Consider the following 15,596-nt stretch of genomic DNA (forward strand, 5'->3'; position numbering starts at 1 on the left):
TCTCACCGGTACGGCGCGTCGAGCTCGATCGCTTTCGCGATCTCGCGTTCCCAGCGGTCGCCATTGGCGAGCAGCTTGGCCTTGTCATAGAACAGTTCCTCGCGGGTCTCGGTCGCGAACTCGAAGTTCGGACCTTCGACGATGGCGTCGACCGGACAGGCCTCCTGGCAGAGGCCGCAATAGATGCACTTCACCATGTCGATGTCGTAGCGCACCGTGCGGCGGGTGCCGTCGTTGCGGCGCGGGCCGGCCTCGATGGTGATGGCCTGCGCCGGGCAAATGGCTTCGCACAGCTTGCAGGCGATGCAGCGCTCTTCGCCGTTCGGATAGCGGCGCAGCGCATGCTCGCCGCGGAAGCGCGGCGAGATCGGGCCCTTCTCGAAGGGATAGTTCAGCGTCGGCTTCGGCTGGAAGAAATAGCGCATGGCGAGGAAGAACGCCGAGACGAATTCCGACAGCAGGAGCGAGCGTGCAGTGGCGTTGATGTTGATACCCATGACGGCCCTCACTTCGGCGCGATGCCGGCGAAATGCAGCACACCGGCCACCACGACCACCATCGCCAGCGACAGCGGCAGGAAAACCTTCCAGCCGAGGCGCATCAATTGGTCGTAGCGGTAGCGCGGCACGATCGCCTTTGCCATCGCGAACAGGAAGAACATGAAGAATACTTTGAGCGAGAACCAGATGATCCCCGGCACCCAGTTGAAGGGCGGCAGATCCACCGGCGGCAGCCAGCCTCCGAGGAACAGGATCGTCGCCAGCGCGCACATCGTGACGATCGCGACATATTCGCCGAGCATGAACAGCAGATACGGCGTCGAGCCGTACTCGACCATGAAGCCGGCGACGAGCTCTGATTCAGCTTCGACGAGGTCGAACGGCGGACGGTTGGTTTCCGCCAACGCCGAGACGTAGAAGATGACGAACATCGGGAACAGCGGCCACACATACCAGTTCAGGATGGTGAGCTGCGGCAACCCGATCAGGCTGGCGAGGCCGCGGGCATGCTGGGCCTCGACCACGGCCGACAGGTTCAGCGTGCCGGCGCAGAGCAGCACGGTGATGATGACGAAGCCGATCGAGACCTCGTAGGACACCATCTGCGCCGCCGAGCGCAGCGCGGCCAGGAACGGGTATTTCGAGTTCGACGACCAGCCGGCCATGATGATGCCGTAGATCGACAGCGACGAGATCGCGAAGATGAAGAGCACGCCGACATTGATGTCGGAGATCACCCAGCCGAGATTGGTCGGGATCACCGCCCAGGCCGCGAGCGCGAGCACGCATGAGACCAAGGGAGCAAGGAGAAACACGCCCTTGTTGGCGCCGGACGGGATGATCGGCTCCTTCAGCACGAACTTCAGCAGGTCCGCGAAGGACTGCAGCAGGCCCCAAGGGCCGACCACGTTCGGGCCGCGGCGGATCTGCACCGCCGCCCAGATCTTGCGGTCGGCGAGCAGGATGTAGGCGATCGCGACCAGCAGGACGACGAGCACCAGGACGCTCTCCGCGACCATGATGATCAGCGGCCAGAGGAAACCGGTCCAGAATGCGCTTTCGAAGAATTCCATCGGCTCACTCCGCTGCGGTCAGCATCTGCCCGGAGGCAAGCCGCGAGCATTCCGCCATCACGGCGGACGCACGCGCGATTGGGTTGGTCAAATAGAAGTCCTCGATCGCCGGCTTGAACGGCGCCTTCTCCGGCGAGCCGCCCTTCCCCGCCAGCTTCTTGATCTGGTCGGCGGCGCCGGCTTCGATCTGGTCGAGACGGATCAGGTGCGGCGCGGCCTTGAAGATCGCCTGGCGGAGCGCCGACAGCGAGTCATAGCCGAGCTTCTTGCCGAGCGCCTCCGACAGGGCACGCACGATCGCCCAGTCCTCGCGGGCTTCGCCCGGCGGGAACGCAGCGCGGCCGGTCATCTGCACGCGGCCTTCGGTGTTGACGTAGATCGCAGACTTCTCGGTGTAGGCGGCGGCAGGCAGGATGACGTCGGCGCGATGCGCGCCGCGGTCGCCATGGGTGCCGATATAGACGACGAAGGTGCCGTCCGACGGCTTGATCTCGTCGGCGCCGAGCAGGAACAGCACGTCCAGCGTGCCGAAGGTCGTCATCTGCGCCGCGTTCAGGCCACCTGCCGTGGCGGAGAAGCCGATATCGAGCGCACCAACGCGCGAGGCGGTCTCGTGCAGCACGCCGAAGCCGTTCCAGCCGTCCTTCACCGCACCGACATCGAGCGCGAGCTTGGCGGCGGCGGCGAGAATGGCAGCGCCGTCGTGACGCGAGGCCGCGCCTGCGCCGACCAGGATGATCGGGTTCTTGGCGTTCTTCAGCACGTCCATGAAGGAGTGCTTGCCGGCCGCGAGCTCGCCGAGCGTCTCGGTGCCCGCACCCAGATGATCATAGTCATAGGTCAGGTCGACCTTGGCGCCGATCACGCCGACCTTGAAGCCGCCGGCGCGCCAGCGCTTGCGGATGCGGGCGTTGAACACGGCCGCTTCCTTGCGCGGATTGGCGCCAATGATGAGCAGCGCGTCGGCCTGCTCGACGCCGACCAGCGTCGGATTGAAGATGTAGGAGCCGCGGCCGAGCGCGGGATCGAAGGCGTCGCCGCCCTGCACGGCCAGATTGCTCGAGCCGTACTTGGCCAGCAGGTCCTTCAGCGCGAACATCTCTTCGACGCCGGCAAGGTCACCGGCGATCGCGCCGATGCGCTTGCCATCGGTGCGCGCCGCTTTCGCGGCGATCGCGGCAAAGGCTTCCGGCCAGCTCGCGGCCCGCAGCTTGCCGGCTTCGCGGATATAGGGCCGGTCGAGGCGCTGGGTGCGCAGGCCGTCGACGACGTGGCGGGTCTTGTCGGAGATCCACTCCTCGTTCACGGCCTCGTTGATGCGCGGCAGCACGCGCATGACTTCACGGCCGCGGGTGTCGACGCGGATCGCCGAGCCGATGCCGTCCATCACGTCGATCGACTGAGTCTTGCCGAGCTCCCACGGGCGCGCCGCAAAAGCATAGGGCTTCGAGGTCAGCGCACCGACTGGGCAGATGTCGACGAGATTGCCCTGCAATTCGGACGTCAGCGCGTGCTCGAGATAGGTCGTGATCTCCATGTCCTCGCCGCGGCCGGTGGCGCCCATCTCGGGCGCGCCGGCGACTTCCGCCGAGAAGCGGACGCAGCGCGTGCACTGGATACAGCGGTTCATCGAGGTCTTGACCAGCGCGCCGAGGTACTTGTCCTCGACGGCGCGCTTGTTCTCGGCGAAGCGGCTGGTGTCGACACCATAGCCCATCGCCTGGTCCTGAAGGTCGCACTCGCCGCCCTGGTCGCAGATCGGGCAGTCCAGCGGATGGTTGATGAGAAGGAATTCCATCACGCCTTCGCGCGCCTTCTTCACCATCGGCGAACGCGTGGAGATTTCCGGCGGCTCGCCCTTGGGGCCCGGACGGCAATCGCGCACGCCCCAGGCGCAGCTGGCGACCGGCTTCGGGCCACCCTTCACTTCGACGAGGCACATCCGGCAATTGCCGGCGATCGACAGCCGCTCGTGATAGCAGAAGCGCGGAATCTCGGCGCCCGCGGCTTCGCACGCCTGTAGCAGCGTGTATTCGGCGGGGACATCGATCTCTTTGCCGTCGATGATGAGCTTGGTCATTTCTCTTACTCCGCCGCGACCATGTTCACGGGATCGCGGACGCCGATATCGTCGATGTCAGCCTTGTGCGAATACTGGTCGATGCGCGCTTCGATCTCGTGACGGAAATGCGCGATCAGGCCCTGGATCGGCCAGGCGGCTGCGTCGCCGAGCGCGCAGATGGTGTGGCCTTCGACCTGTTTCGTCACCTCCAGCAGCATGTCGATCTCGCGCTTGTGGGCGCGGCCATCGGCCATGCGGGTCAGCACGCGCCACATCCAGCCGGTGCCCTCGCGGCATGGCGTGCACTGGCCACAGCTCTCATGCTTGTAGAAATAGGAGATGCGGGCGATGGAGCGGATCAGGTCGGTCGACTTGTCCATCACGATCACGGCCGCGGTGCCCAGGCCCGAGCGCAACTTGCTCAAGCTGTCGAAATCCATCGGCGTGTCGATGATCTGCTCGGCCGGCACCATGCGCACCGACGAGCCGCCGGGGATCACGGCCTTGAGGTTGTCCCAGCCGCCGCGGATGCCGCCGCAATGCTTCTCGATCAGCTCACGGAACGGAATGCCCATGGCCTCTTCGACGTTGCAGGGCCGCTCGACATGACCGGAGATGCAGAACAGCTTGGTGCCGACATTGTTCGGGCGGCCGATGCCGGCGAACCAGGCCGCGCCGCGGCGCAGGATGTCGGGCGCAACCGCGATCGACTCGACGTTGTTGACGGTGGTCGGGCAGCCGAACAGGCCGACATTGGCCGGGAACGGCGGCTTCAGGCGCGGTTGCCCCTTCTTGCCTTCGAGGCTTTCGAGCAGCGCGGTCTCCTCGCCGCAGATATAGGCGCCGGCGCCGTGCGCGACGTAGATGTCGAACGGCCAGCCGTTGACATTGTCCTTGCCGACGAGCTTCGCCTCATAGGCCTGGTCGATCGCGGCCTGGAGATGCTCGCGCTCGCGGATGAACTCGCCGCGGACATAGATGTAGCAGGCATGCGCGTTCATGGCGCAGCTCGCGATCAGGCAGCCTTCGATCAGGAGATGCGGATCGTGCCGCATGATCTCGCGATCCTTGCAGGTGCCGGGCTCGGATTCGTCGGCGTTGACGACGAGATAGCTCGGCCGTCCGTCGGTCGATTCCTTCGGCATGAACGACCATTTCAGGCCGGTCGGGAAGCCGGCGCCGCCGCGCCCGCGCAGGCCCGACGCCTTCATCTCGTTGATGATCCAGTCACGGCCCTTGTCGATGATATTCTTCGTACCATCCCAGGCGCCGCGGCGCCGCGCGCCCTCGAGCCCCCAGTCGTGGAGGCCGTAGAGGTTCTTGAAGATGCGGTCCTTGTCCTCGAGCATTTCAGTGCTTTCCGATCAACGATTGGACTGCTTGTAGGCAAGTCCGGCGGCGCAGACGGCGAAGGTCAACGCCCAGAGTAGGCTGCTCTCCTGCGTCGCGTTCATCACGAAGCGCTGCAGCAGGAACATGAAGGCGGCCGCGACCGCGGCGTGCATGGCGACGAAGCCCCATTTGTTCACGGCCTCGTTCCCTCCAATTGCGGGGAGATTGCGCATCAGGTGATCTCCTTCAGCGTGGTCGGCCCACCCGTCGGCGCCGAGAACTGGCGGCCGTTCTGCGGACCGGGCTTCGGCGGATTGCCCGAGGCGAAGCCGTCGAGCACCTTGCCAAAGGTTTCCTTGGTCAAATCCTCATAGGTGTCCTTGCCTATCAGCACCATCGGCGCATTCACGCAGGCACCGAGGCACTCCACCTCTTCCCAGCTGAAATTGCCGTCCTTGGAGAGATGGAACGGCTCGTGGTGGATGCGGTGCTCGCAGACGTGGATGAGATCCTCGGCGCCGCGCAGACGGCACGGCGTGGTGCCGCAGACCTGGACGTGGGCCTTCTTGCCGACGGGAGCGAGCTGGAACATCGTGTAGAAGGTCGCGACCTCGAGCACGCGGATATAGGGCATGTCGAGCAAGTCGGCGACGGCCCGGATCGCGGCTTCCGACACCCAGCCATCGTGCTGTTCCTGGACGCGCCAAAGGATAGCGATGACAGCGGAGGCTTGCCGGCCGGCCGGATATTTCGCGATCTGCTGCTTGGCAAACGCGAGGTTCTCCTCCGTGAACGCAAAGCTCGCGGGCTGGACTTCCTTCGGTGCTAATCGGCGAACGGACATCTCTATTCTCTCACTGCATACGGCGCGCGGTTTTCGCATTCAGGGCATCGATCCTGTCCTGCCAGAATGCGCTTGCGGTGCCGAAAACGTTGTAGCCGACATGGGTCGAGACCTTGATGCGGTCGAGGATCGACAGCTCGGTCACGGTCTCCATCCGGTTGCTGCGCGGATCGAACACGATCAGCTTCAGCGGCGTCTGTTCGAGGATAAAGCGCGACACCGCATGAGAGCGGTCGCTGCCGTGCTCCTCGCACATGATGACGCTGTCGGTCTCAAGCAGCCGGGCGCCGCCCTTGATCGCCTCGATCTCGACGCCCTCGACGTCGAGCTTGATCAGGTACTTGCCGTGAGCCGCCACCTTGCCGTCATCGATGAGATTGTCGAGCGCGAGAACCGGCACGTCCTCACCGCCCGCCGACGGTGCGCCAGCGATGCTGAAGGCCTCATGCTTGGTGCCTGACAGCCGCGCGGTACCGCGAGCCGCACCGATCGCGCATTTCAGGGTCTCGAAGCGGTTGCCGTTGACGCGGGTGTTGTTCGCAAGCTTCGGATAGTTCTGCCCCGACGGCTCGATCGCGATCGCCTTGTGCGATCCGAACGGCCTGCTCGAAACCAGCACCGACCAGTAGCCGTAATTGGCGCCGCAATCGAGCAGCGTGTAGTCGACGTCGATGGAGTCGGCGAACAGGACCTCCAGCTCGTCCTCGTAGTTGTACGAGCGGTTGAGCAGCTTGCTCCAATAGCCGTCGCCGTAGGGGAATTCGAACACGGCGTCGGGATTGAGCCTGATCGCGATGTTGCGCTCGGGCAGCGTCTTCCGCAGCAGGTTGGCGCAGGCGATGTAGCCCATGTGCGAGAAGTGCGAGGAGATCTTCGATCCCGTCACCAGCGCCAAGGCAGCCGTCCGCTCCCACAGGTTGGCCCCTTCAAGGGCCCCCGAGGCACGGTCAAACTGGATTGGCGCCTGCGCCATCACCGATCGACCTCTCCGAACACGATGTCGAGCGAGCCGAGGATCGCCGAGACGTCGGCGAGCAGATGGCCGCGGCAGATGTGGTCCATCGCCTGCAGATGCGCAAAGCCCGGCGCGCGGATCTTGCACTTGTACGGCTTGTTGGTGCCGTCGGAGATGAGATAGACGCCGAACTCGCCCTTCGGCGCCTCGACCGCGGCATAGACCTCGCCGGCCGGCACGTGGACGCCTTCGGTGTAGAGCTTGAAGTGGTGGATCAGCGCTTCCATCGAGCGCTTCATCTCGCCGCGGCGCGGCGGCGCGACCTTGTTGTCTTCGACGACGACAGGCCCCTTCCCGTCGGCTGCGTTCAGCTTCTGGATGCATTGCTTCATGATGCGCACGGACTGGCGCATCTCTTCCATGCGGATCAGGTAGCGATCGTAGCAGTCGCCGTTCTTGCCGATCGGGATGTCGAAATCCATCTCGGCGTAGCACTCATAGGGCTGCGACTTGCGCAGGTCCCAGGCAGCGCCCGAGCCGCGCACCATGACGCCCGAAAAACCCCACTCCCAGGCTTCCTTCAGCGGCACCACGCCGATATCGACGTTGCGCTGCTTGAAGATGCGGTTGGCGGTGAGCAGGCGATCGAGGTCGTCCACGACCTTCAGGAACGGATCGCACCAGGCCTCGATGTCGTCGACCAGCTTCTGCGGCAGATCCTGATGCACGCCGCCGACGCGGAAGAAAGCTGCGTGCATACGGCTGCCGGAGGCGCGCTCGTAGAACACCATCAGCTTTTCGCGCTCTTCAAAGCCCCACAGCGGCGGGGTCAGCGCGCCGACGTCCATCGCCTGCGTGGTGACGTTGAGCAGATGCGACAGGATGCGGCCGATCTCGCAATAAAGCACGCGGATCAGCTGGCCGCGGCGCGGCACCTCGATGCCGAGCAGCTTCTCAGCCGCCATGCAGAAGGCGTGCTCCTGGTTCATCGGCGCGACGTAGTCGAGCCGGTCGAAATACGGGATCGCCTGCAGATAGGTCTTCTGCTCGATCAGCTTCTCGGTGCCGCGGTGAAGCAGGCCGATATGGGGATCGACACGGGCGACGATTTCGCCGTCAAGCTCCAGGACCAGACGCAGCACGCCGTGCGCGGCCGGATGCTGGGGCCCGAAGTTGATGGTGAAATTGCGAAGCTGTTCGGGTTGCTCGTTCATGATCAGACCTTCGGCCCTGCTTTTTCATCGCCCGGAAGAACCGGATAGTCGGCGCCTTCCCACGGAGACAAAAAGTCGAACTTGCGGAATTCCTGGTTGAGCCGGACGGGCTCGTACACCACCCGCTTCTCCTGGTCGTCGTAGCGAACCTCGACGAAACCGGTGGTCGGGAAATCCTTGCGCAGCGGATGGCCCTCGAAACCGTAATCGGTCAGCAGGCGGCGCATGTCGGGGTGACCGACGAAGAACACGCCATAGAGGTCGTAGGCCTCGCGCTCGAACCAGTCGGCGCCGGGGAACACGTCGATCAGCGACGGCACCTGCGTGGTCTCGTCGGCCTGGGCCTTGAGGCGGATCCGCGCGTTCAGGGTCGGAGACAGGAAGTGATAGATCACGTCGAAGCGTTTTTCGCGCGACGGATAGTCTGCGGCCGTGATGTCGGTGAAGTTGATGAACCGGCATTTCGGATCGTCGCGGAGGTACTTGACCACCTCGACGATCTTGCTGACCTCGACATCCACCGTGAGCTGGTTGAAGGCAACCGAATGACGGATCGCGGCGCCCGGAAGCGCGCTAACGATCGTCTGCCCCAGGGCGTCGAGCTTGGCGTCGTCCATGACGTAAAACCTTAGCGTTCGATGGTGCCGGTGCGGCGGATCTTCTTCTGCAGCAGCAGCACGCCGTAGAGCAGCGCTTCCGCCGTGGGCGGGCAGCCCGGCACGTAGATGTCGATCGGCACGATCCGGTCGCAGCCGCGCACGACCGAGTAGGAATAGTGGTAGTAGCCGCCGCCATTGGCGCAGGAGCCCATCGAGATGACGTAGCGCGGCTCGGGCATCTGGTCGTAGACCTTGCGCAGCGCAGGCGCCATCTTGTTGGTCAGCGTGCCGGCGACGATCATCACGTCGGACTGGCGCGGCGAGGCACGCGGGGCGAAGCCGAAGCGCTCGACGTCGTAGCGCGGCATCGAGACCTGCATCATCTCGACCGCGCAGCAGGCGAGACCGAAGGTCATCCACATCAGCGAGCCGGTACGGGCCCAGGTGATGAGGTCGTCGGTCGCGGCCACGAAGAAGCCCTTGTCGGACAGCTCGGAGTTGACCTCGAGGAAAAACGGATCGTTGGCGCCAACCGGCCTGCCGGTCGACGGATCAAGGATGCCTTTGGGGGCCGGCGCGACGACCGGACCCGTGGACGCTGCAGGGTTCAATCCCATTCCAGTGCTCCTTTCTTCCATTCATAGGCGAACCCGACCGTGAGCACGCCGAGGAACACCACCATGGACCAGAAGCCGGTCGCGCCAAGCTTGCCGAACGCCACCGCCCAGGGAAACAGGAACGCCACCTCGAGGTCGAAGATGATGAAGAGGATGGCGACCAGATAGAAGCGGACGTCGAACTTCATGCGAGCGTCGTCGAAGGCGTTGAAACCGCACTCATATGCCGACAGTTTTTCCGGGTCCGGCTGCTGGAACGCCACGATGAAGGGCGCGATCAGCAGCACGAGGCCGATGAGGCCCGCTACCCCTATAAAGACGACGAGTGGAAGATAGTTCTGCAGAATGCCGCTCATTGACGAGCCCTTTTTCCCGCAGCCTCGGGACAGCCACGGATTCGTCCAGTTTGGAATTGTTCTGAGCCTTAGCGCAGTGCACCAATGGGCGCAAGACACGCTCTTTTTAGGCCCTTTACCGCCCCCAGAACGATAGAAATCCCGGAATCGCCCCGCGGCTGGTATGGAGCAGATCGCCAATCCCAGCAAGGGCGGCCACAGTTTTGCAGGGCAGCCGTTCGAGGATTGCGGCACACGGGCCGAGGCAGCTATTTGCCGCGTGTCGTCCGCGATAATTGCCCGGTTTTTTGGGTGCGGCAGCGCACCCAGACCCAGGCAATGACCAGCACCGGGGCTCCCACCGTCACCAGGGCGACATACTGGCCGACCGTTCCCCAGAGCAGCGCAGCCAGCAGGCCGGTGATGGTCGCAGCCGCGAGCAGGATGGGTGCAGCAAAGACACGTATCCACAGGCCCGAGCGGTCAGAGGAGCCATGCATCACGACGGGACCGGGGTTCGTCTGGCGAATGCGTCGGTCCGGGCGGGCGCGCGCTTGCGCCGCCGTGCCAGCCAGAGATAGAGGCCACTGCCGATCACAACGATCGTGAGAATGTCGAGCACGGCCCAGATCACCCTGAGCGGCAACCCGCCATAATCGCCGAAATGCAGTGGCTGCGAGATCAGGAGCGCCTGGAGATAGACCGGCAGCGCCCGGCTGTCGGCGACCTCCCCTGTTTCGCCGTCGAGCAGGACCGGCTTGAGCAGCCGCGCCGTCAGCGCCGTGTCGCCGCGCATGAAGGCAGCAAAGTGGTGCGACGACGTGAACGGCGTTCCCGGAAACGCGATGAAGGCAACCTCCATCCCGGGCGCCGTCTGCCTCGCGCGCGCCACGACGTCGTCGAGCGAAGCCAGATGCGACGGCCGCGGCTTGCCGGCATAGGGCGCGACCATGCTGGCAAGCTCGGTGGCCTTCCACTGGTTGAGCATCAGCTCTGCCCAGGTGTTGACGACGCCGGTGAGGCCAACCACCAGCGCCCAGGCCACCGTCACCACGCCGATCAGATTGTGCCAGTCGAGCCAGCGCACGCGGCGCGAGGCGTGGCCGCGAATGGTGGCAAAGCGCAGTCGGCGGGTGAACGGCCAGTACAGCACCACGCCGGAGATGATGGCGATTGCGAACAGCAGGCCCATCCCGCCGAGGAACAGTTTTCCGGGCTGGCCGGCAAACATGTCGGTATGCAGCTTGAGCATGATCAGCATCGGCCCGACGCCGACCGGTCCGAGCAGCTTGGTCGACACCGCATCGAACGCGCGCACGGTCGTGTTGTCAGGCAGCCCGTCGACGGCGCTGTTGGTGAACGCGGTCACGATCCCGGGCTCGTCCTTGTCCCAGGCGATATATTGCAGCACCCGGCCGGGATCGGCGGCGAGCGCGGCGTCGGCGACGGCTTGCGTCGTCGCACGCGCCGCGCCCGCATGAGCTTCGGGCTGGGGGGAATAGCCCAGGAGCTCATCGATCTCGTGATGGAAGATCAGCGGCAGGCCGGTCAGGCAGAGCAGCAGCAGGAAGACGGTCGAGATCAGGCTGGTCCAGGTGTGGACCACGGACCAGAGCCTGACCGTGCGCGCCTTCACGAGGCCCTCCCCTCTGCGCTCACCACTTGTAGGAGACGCTGGCGGTGACGCGCCGGCGGTCGCCGTAGAAGCAGGACGTCGGGAACGAGCAGCTCGCGACATAGATCTTGTCGGTTACGTTGATCACGTTGAGCGCCGTCCGCCAGTTCTGCCATTCGTAGTGGAGCGCGAGATCGCCGAGCACCACCGCGGGAACCTCGAGGGTGTTGGCGGGGTCGGCCCAGGAGGAGCCGACATAGCGCACGCCGCCGCCGAAACCAAATCCGGCAAGCGGACCGTCCTTGAAGGTGTAGTCGGCCCAGCCCGAGACCAGCAGCTCCGGCGTGTTGGTCGGCGTCTTGCCCACCAGGGACGGATCGAGGTCCCTGCTGTTGAAGAGATGATAGGCGGTGAAGGCGCCGATCAGCTTCAGCTCCTTCGTGGCGTTGGCGACCGCTTCGAGCTCGATGCCGCGCGAGGTCACCTCGCCGGTCTGGTTCTGCAGGAACACCGTGCCCGCAGTGGTCGACACGTTTTGACGCTTGAGGTCGAAGACCGAGGCCGTGAAATAGCCGTCGAAGCCCTTCGGAGCGACCTTCACGCCGATCTCGGCTTGTTGCCCGGTCTCCGGCAGGAACAGTTGGTTGGCGGCGTTGAGACCGATCACCGGATTGTAGCTGGTGGCGTAGGAGACGTAGGGCGCAATGCCGTTGTCGAAATTGTAGATCAGCCCGGCGCGACCGCTGAACTTGCTGTCATCGCGGCTGGCGATCGTCGCGCCGGTGTCGCGGGCGGCTTGCGTCGTCTCGACCCAGTCGTTGCGGCCGCTCAGCACCAGCGTGAAGTTGCCGAGCTTCATCTGGTCCTGCAGATAGGTGCCGGCCTGCTTCTGCGTGATCAGGAAGTTGCGGAACGGCGCGCCCGTCAGGGGGACGTTGACGCCATAGGCGGGATTGAAGACGTTGATCGACGGAACGGTGCCGAAATTGAATATCTGGTAGTCGTCGATCTGGTAGCCCTTCAGATCGACCCCGAACAGCATCGTGTGCCGGACAGGTCCGGTGTTGAAGCGGTACTCCAGCTGGTTGTCGAGATTGGCCTGGTTGGCGGTGTCCTTCGCATACCAATTGTAGCGGCCGAGGGTGGCGGTGTTGATGTTGTCCCAGCCGTTACCGATGTAGCCACGGTAGGTCAGGTCGATATGCGCAAAGCGCGCATTCTGCCGGAACGTCAGATCGTCGGTGAGATTGCGCTCGAACAGGTAGCCGAGCATTTCCTGCTCGCGCGTGAACTTGTCGACGCTGGGATCGCCGAGGAAGAAGCTGGTCGGTATCTTGCCGAACGGCGCGTTCGTCACCGTGCCCTGGTAAGGCAGGAAGTTGATGCCGCGGGTGTCGGTCTTCGACGCCGAAGCAAGCACCGTGAAGCTGGTGTCGGCATCCGGCTTCCAGGTGAAGGACGGCGCGATGAAGTAGTTGTTGTCGGGTGTGAAGTCGACCTGCGTGCCGCCGTTCCTGACCTCGCCGACCACGCGGTAGAACAGCTTGCCGTCCTGTTTGCCATCCTGGGGCTGCGTTGCGATGGGACCGCCGACATCGAAGCCGATATAGGCGTTGCCGAAATTGTTGACGCCGGTCTCGATGTAGCGGATCGGCTCGGTCGGCGGCATCTTGCTGATGACGTTGACGATGCCGCTCGGGCTCGATCCGCCATAGAGCACGGCGGACGGACCGCGCAGCACCTCGATGCGCTCCATGTTGGACGGCGGAATCCGCCAGCTCGCATAGGCCGTGTAGAACAGCTGCATGCCGTCGAGGAAGAGACCGATGTCGTCGGACTTGAAGCCGCGGATCAGCCACCAGTCGTTGCGCGTGTCCGCGCCGAAGGTGCCGGCGCGCACGCCCGCGGTATAGCGCAGGGCTTCGTCGAGCTTGTTCGGCTTCTGGTCGCGGATCTGGTCTGTGCCGATCACCGATACCGACTGCGGCGTCTCCATGATCGGCGTGTTGGTCTTGGTGCCCGACGAGCTGAGGTTGGCGACGTAGCCATTCACCGGACCACGCGGCGTCTCGACGAAGCCGACATTGCGCTGCTGAAGCGGTCTGCGGCTGGCGGCGGTCTCTACCGACGGCCGCGCCACGCGGCGGGCGGCCGCAGCAGATGCGCGGCGTCGTGCTTCCGGCGCGGTGACAGTGACCGACGGCAGGTTTTGCGCACCGCCTTGCGCCGAGGATTGTGCGAGTGAAGCCTGCGGCACCAATACGAAAGCGGACGCGGTCGCCAAGACGGCCGACCGCAGCATACGAAGACTGTTCAACGCGCACCCCAAGTGTCTATTTGCTTACGTCATGCCATCGTTCCCCCAACGGCATGCGTTTGCGGTGACGCTTAGGTGAGCGCGCGCGAATTCCCTAATTGAAAAGGTCTTAGAAGAACTCTTAGAAGCGATCCAATATTTCCGGAGATTGCTGCGAGATCAGCGTGAACCTTTCTCGGCCTCGAGCATCTTCTCGGCTGTCGCCGTGAGACGGTCGATCTGCGCCAGCAGCGTCTCGAACTCGTCCTTGCTCAACTGTTCCAGCAATTGCCGATTGCGCTCCTGCGCGCCTTCGACGATTGCATCATGCGCGGCGAGCCCTGCCGCGGTCAGCGCGACCAGCACCTCGCGGCTGTCCTTCGGGTTCGCCGACTTCGCGATCAGCTTGCGCGAGACGAGCTCCGCGAGCGCGCGGCTGATCTGGCCCTTGTCCTGGCCGACGGCTTCGGCGAGCCGCGCCACGCTCATCGGCGGACGGCGACCGAGCGAGGCGACGAGACCGAACTCGACCGAGGACAATCCGGCGAGGCGCTTGTAGCGCAGGATGGCACCGCGCTTGAGCAAATTGGCGAGCACCATCAGCCGTGACGACAGCATCACGGTGATCGGCGCCGGCGAGTGGTTTTCGTCCGCATCGGGCGACGCGTGCCCGTCCCTGCTCGATGTCTGGCTCATGATCCACCTCTGCCAAGAAAGCCGGGGCGTGCCAAGCGCTGGTAGCGCAACCTCCCCAACCTGATTCCAAATGCGATTAAGAGGCATTCTGGAATATCGTTGACATTGTCATCGAATTATTTTTCACTGGGTCACCGCATCAAAACGACCCGGCCACCCAAGGCCAGCGGCGGGAGGAACAGCATGACGATGACCCAGCGGGATCGCGATCTCGGCACCGGCTATGCGATGAAGCCGGCGCATACGCGCATCGAGCTCACCTCAGTCGTGCGCGGCACACCGATGGGAGAATTGCTGCGCCGCTACTGGCATCCGGTCGGGCTCGTCAGCGACGCCACCGACTCGCCGAAAAAGGTCCGCGCGCTCGGCGAGGATCTGGTGCTGTTCCGCGACAAGCACGGCCGCGCCGGCCTGTTGCACGCGCGCTGCTGCCATCGCGGCACCACGCTCTACTATGGCAAGGTCGAAGAGGACGGCATCCGCTGCTGCTATCACGGCTGGAAGTTCGACACCGAAGGCCATTGCCTCGAACAGCCCTGCGAGCCCGACGGCGGCCAGTTCAAGGACAAGGTGCGCCAGCCCTGGTACCCGGTCGAGGAGCGCTATGGGCTGATCTTCGCCTATATGGGCCCGGCCGAGAAACGCCCGGTGTTGCCGGCTTACGAATGCCTGGAAAACATGGACGAAGGCGAGTTCGTCGAGGCCGACGATTCCTCGATCGGCGGCGGCGGCCCCGCGATCATCCCCTGCAACTGGCTCCAGCATTTCGAGAACGTGGTCGATCCCTATCACGTGCCGGTGCTGCACGGCTCGTTCTCGGGACCCCAATTCACCAACATGATGGCCTCGATGCCGGAGGTGAAGTTCGACAAGACGCCGCGCGGCATCGCCGTGCGCTCGATCCGCAAGCAGGACGACGGCAAGGTGTTTTATCGCGTCACCGAAGCCGCCCTCCCCACGCTCCGTGTCGTGCCGAACCCGCGCGTGGCGCAATTCGCCCGCGTCGAGTCGATCGGCTGGACGCTGCCGATCGACGACACCTCGTTCCGCATCTACGTCGCCGGCCGCGTCAAGGCTTCCGGCGACATCGGCCGCATGCGCTCGAAGTTCAACGGAAAATTCTGGTGGGACATGACGGAAGCCGAGCACCAGCAATTCCCGGGCGATTACGAGGCCCAGGTCGGCCAGGGCCCGCAGACCATCCACTCCGAGGAGCATTTCGGCCAGAGCGACCGCGGCATCCTGATGATCCGGCGCATGCTGAGCGAGCAACTGGAGGCGATGGAGGCAGACCGCGATCCGATCGGCGTGTCGTTCGATACAAGCGCTGCGCCGGTCGAATTCGAAGCGGGGAATTACATCCGCGAAGGCTGAGTTTTTTTGGCGCGTTTTCTTCACGCGAACCGGTATCCACTTCGCTCGAAAACGCTCTCGACCAGCCCCACGAAGGGCTGGACC

At 64.3% G+C, this 15,596-nt stretch carries 16 protein-coding genes; 1 reads left to right on the forward strand and 15 read right to left on the reverse strand.

Annotated features, from left to right (window positions below; genetic code table 11):
* Positions 1-2 precede the first annotated feature (2 nt).
* The 15 genes from nuoI to IVB46_RS08185 all read right to left on the reverse strand — a co-directional run bounded on the left by nuoI (position 3) and on the right by IVB46_RS08185 (position 14,138).
* Positions 3-491 carry an NADH-quinone oxidoreductase subunit NuoI gene (nuoI, locus tag IVB46_RS08115; protein WP_027529879.1) on the reverse strand — a complete coding sequence of 163 codons (489 nt, stop codon included), beginning with the start codon at positions 489-491 and terminating at the stop codon, positions 3-5.
* 14 nt (positions 492-505) lie between these two features.
* Positions 506-1,573, reverse strand: coding sequence for an NADH-quinone oxidoreductase subunit NuoH (gene nuoH / locus IVB46_RS08120; RefSeq protein ID WP_063982981.1), 1,068 nt, complete (start codon positions 1,571-1,573; stop codon positions 506-508).
* Positions 1,574-1,577: 4 nt separating this feature from the next.
* On the reverse strand, positions 1,578-3,653 hold the full coding sequence (gene nuoG / locus IVB46_RS08125) for an NADH-quinone oxidoreductase subunit NuoG (protein ID WP_247304913.1): 2,076 nt from the start codon (positions 3,651-3,653) through the stop codon (positions 1,578-1,580).
* Positions 3,654-3,658: 5 nt separating this feature from the next.
* Positions 3,659-4,984 (reverse strand): NADH-quinone oxidoreductase subunit NuoF, encoded by a 1,326-nt coding sequence (gene nuoF, locus IVB46_RS08130; protein ID WP_014494861.1) that lies wholly within the window; start codon positions 4,982-4,984, stop codon positions 3,659-3,661.
* Between the two features lie 15 nt (positions 4,985-4,999).
* Positions 5,000-5,200, reverse strand: a complete 201-nt coding sequence (locus tag IVB46_RS08135) for a hypothetical protein (protein ID WP_247304907.1) — start codon at positions 5,198-5,200, stop codon at positions 5,000-5,002.
* Entirely contained in the window at positions 5,200-5,811 is a 612-nt protein-coding gene (nuoE, locus tag IVB46_RS08140; protein WP_028149052.1) for an NADH-quinone oxidoreductase subunit NuoE, read from the reverse strand. The genes IVB46_RS08135 and nuoE overlap by 1 nt, the downstream gene beginning before the upstream one ends.
* A gap of 10 nt (positions 5,812-5,821) precedes the next feature.
* On the reverse strand, positions 5,822-6,784 hold the full coding sequence (locus tag IVB46_RS08145) for an FkbM family methyltransferase (RefSeq protein WP_247304904.1): 963 nt from the start codon (positions 6,782-6,784) through the stop codon (positions 5,822-5,824).
* A complete protein-coding gene (locus IVB46_RS08150; RefSeq protein ID WP_063982978.1) occupies positions 6,784-7,980 on the reverse strand; it encodes an NADH-quinone oxidoreductase subunit D in 1,197 nt (398 codons plus the stop codon). Before IVB46_RS08150 ends, IVB46_RS08145 begins: the two co-directional genes overlap by 1 nt.
* 2 nt (positions 7,981-7,982) lie before the next feature.
* Complete coding sequence (locus IVB46_RS08155) at positions 7,983-8,597, reverse strand: NADH-quinone oxidoreductase subunit C (RefSeq protein ID WP_071913370.1); 615 nt, start codon at positions 8,595-8,597, stop codon at positions 7,983-7,985.
* A gap of 11 nt (positions 8,598-8,608) precedes the next feature.
* On the reverse strand, positions 8,609-9,196 hold the full coding sequence (locus tag IVB46_RS08160; RefSeq protein ID WP_247304887.1) for an NADH-quinone oxidoreductase subunit B: 588 nt from the start codon (positions 9,194-9,196) through the stop codon (positions 8,609-8,611).
* On the reverse strand, positions 9,187-9,552 hold the full coding sequence (locus IVB46_RS08165; protein ID WP_007603535.1) for an NADH-quinone oxidoreductase subunit A: 366 nt from the start codon (positions 9,550-9,552) through the stop codon (positions 9,187-9,189). The genes IVB46_RS08160 and IVB46_RS08165 overlap by 10 nt, the downstream gene beginning before the upstream one ends.
* A gap of 248 nt (positions 9,553-9,800) precedes the next feature.
* Positions 9,801-10,031: a hypothetical protein gene (locus IVB46_RS08170; RefSeq protein WP_247342451.1), complete on the reverse strand. Its 231-nt coding sequence runs from the start codon at positions 10,029-10,031 to the stop codon at positions 9,801-9,803.
* On the reverse strand, positions 10,031-11,167 hold the full coding sequence (locus IVB46_RS08175; protein ID WP_247342455.1) for a PepSY-associated TM helix domain-containing protein: 1,137 nt from the start codon (positions 11,165-11,167) through the stop codon (positions 10,031-10,033). Before IVB46_RS08175 ends, IVB46_RS08170 begins: the two co-directional genes overlap by 1 nt.
* Before the next feature lie 19 nt (positions 11,168-11,186).
* Positions 11,187-13,448: a TonB-dependent siderophore receptor gene (locus IVB46_RS08180; protein ID WP_247305622.1), complete on the reverse strand. Its 2,262-nt coding sequence runs from the start codon at positions 13,446-13,448 to the stop codon at positions 11,187-11,189.
* Between the two features lie 174 nt (positions 13,449-13,622).
* On the reverse strand, positions 13,623-14,138 hold the full coding sequence (locus IVB46_RS08185; RefSeq protein WP_247304881.1) for a MarR family transcriptional regulator: 516 nt from the start codon (positions 14,136-14,138) through the stop codon (positions 13,623-13,625).
* Positions 14,139-14,321: 183 nt separating this feature from the next.
* Between IVB46_RS08185 and IVB46_RS08190 the strand changes: the two genes are divergently transcribed.
* Positions 14,322-15,512: an aromatic ring-hydroxylating dioxygenase subunit alpha gene (locus IVB46_RS08190; protein WP_247304878.1), complete on the forward strand. Its 1,191-nt coding sequence runs from the start codon at positions 14,322-14,324 to the stop codon at positions 15,510-15,512.
* Positions 15,513-15,596: the final 84 nt, after the last annotated feature.

Source organism: Bradyrhizobium sp. 61 (assembly GCF_023073075.1).
GTDB lineage: Bacteria > Pseudomonadota > Alphaproteobacteria > Rhizobiales > Xanthobacteraceae > Bradyrhizobium > Bradyrhizobium barranii.

Excerpts from the sequence above, each read along its gene's own strand:
- nuoH (WP_063982981.1), bottom strand. The coding sequence starts at position 1,573 with ATGGAATTCTTCGAAAGCGCATTCTGGACCGGTTTCCTCTGGCCGCTG.
- nuoF (WP_014494861.1), bottom strand. The coding sequence starts at position 4,984 with ATGCTCGAGGACAAGGACCGCATCTTCAAGAACCTCTACGGCCTCCAC.
- IVB46_RS08155 (WP_071913370.1), bottom strand. The coding sequence starts at position 8,597 with ATGGACGACGCCAAGCTCGACGCCCTGGGGCAGACGATCGTTAGCGCG.
- IVB46_RS08190 (WP_247304878.1), top strand. The coding sequence starts at position 14,322 with ATGACGATGACCCAGCGGGATCGCGATCTCGGCACCGGCTATGCGATG.
- nuoG (WP_247304913.1), bottom strand. The coding sequence starts at position 3,653 with ATGACCAAGCTCATCATCGACGGCAAAGAGATCGATGTCCCCGCCGAA.
- IVB46_RS08180 (WP_247305622.1), bottom strand. The coding sequence starts at position 13,448 with ATGCTGCGGTCGGCCGTCTTGGCGACCGCGTCCGCTTTCGTATTGGTG.
- IVB46_RS08150 (WP_063982978.1), bottom strand. The coding sequence starts at position 7,980 with ATGAACGAGCAACCCGAACAGCTTCGCAATTTCACCATCAACTTCGGG.
- IVB46_RS08185 (WP_247304881.1), bottom strand. The coding sequence starts at position 14,138 with ATGAGCCAGACATCGAGCAGGGACGGGCACGCGTCGCCCGATGCGGAC.
- IVB46_RS08145 (WP_247304904.1), bottom strand. The coding sequence starts at position 6,784 with ATGGCGCAGGCGCCAATCCAGTTTGACCGTGCCTCGGGGGCCCTTGAA.
- IVB46_RS08135 (WP_247304907.1), bottom strand. The coding sequence starts at position 5,200 with ATGCGCAATCTCCCCGCAATTGGAGGGAACGAGGCCGTGAACAAATGG.
- IVB46_RS08170 (WP_247342451.1), bottom strand. The coding sequence starts at position 10,031 with ATGCATGGCTCCTCTGACCGCTCGGGCCTGTGGATACGTGTCTTTGCT.
- IVB46_RS08165 (WP_007603535.1), bottom strand. The coding sequence starts at position 9,552 with ATGAGCGGCATTCTGCAGAACTATCTTCCACTCGTCGTCTTTATAGGG.
- nuoE (WP_028149052.1), bottom strand. The coding sequence starts at position 5,811 with ATGTCCGTTCGCCGATTAGCACCGAAGGAAGTCCAGCCCGCGAGCTTT.
- IVB46_RS08160 (WP_247304887.1), bottom strand. The coding sequence starts at position 9,196 with ATGGGATTGAACCCTGCAGCGTCCACGGGTCCGGTCGTCGCGCCGGCC.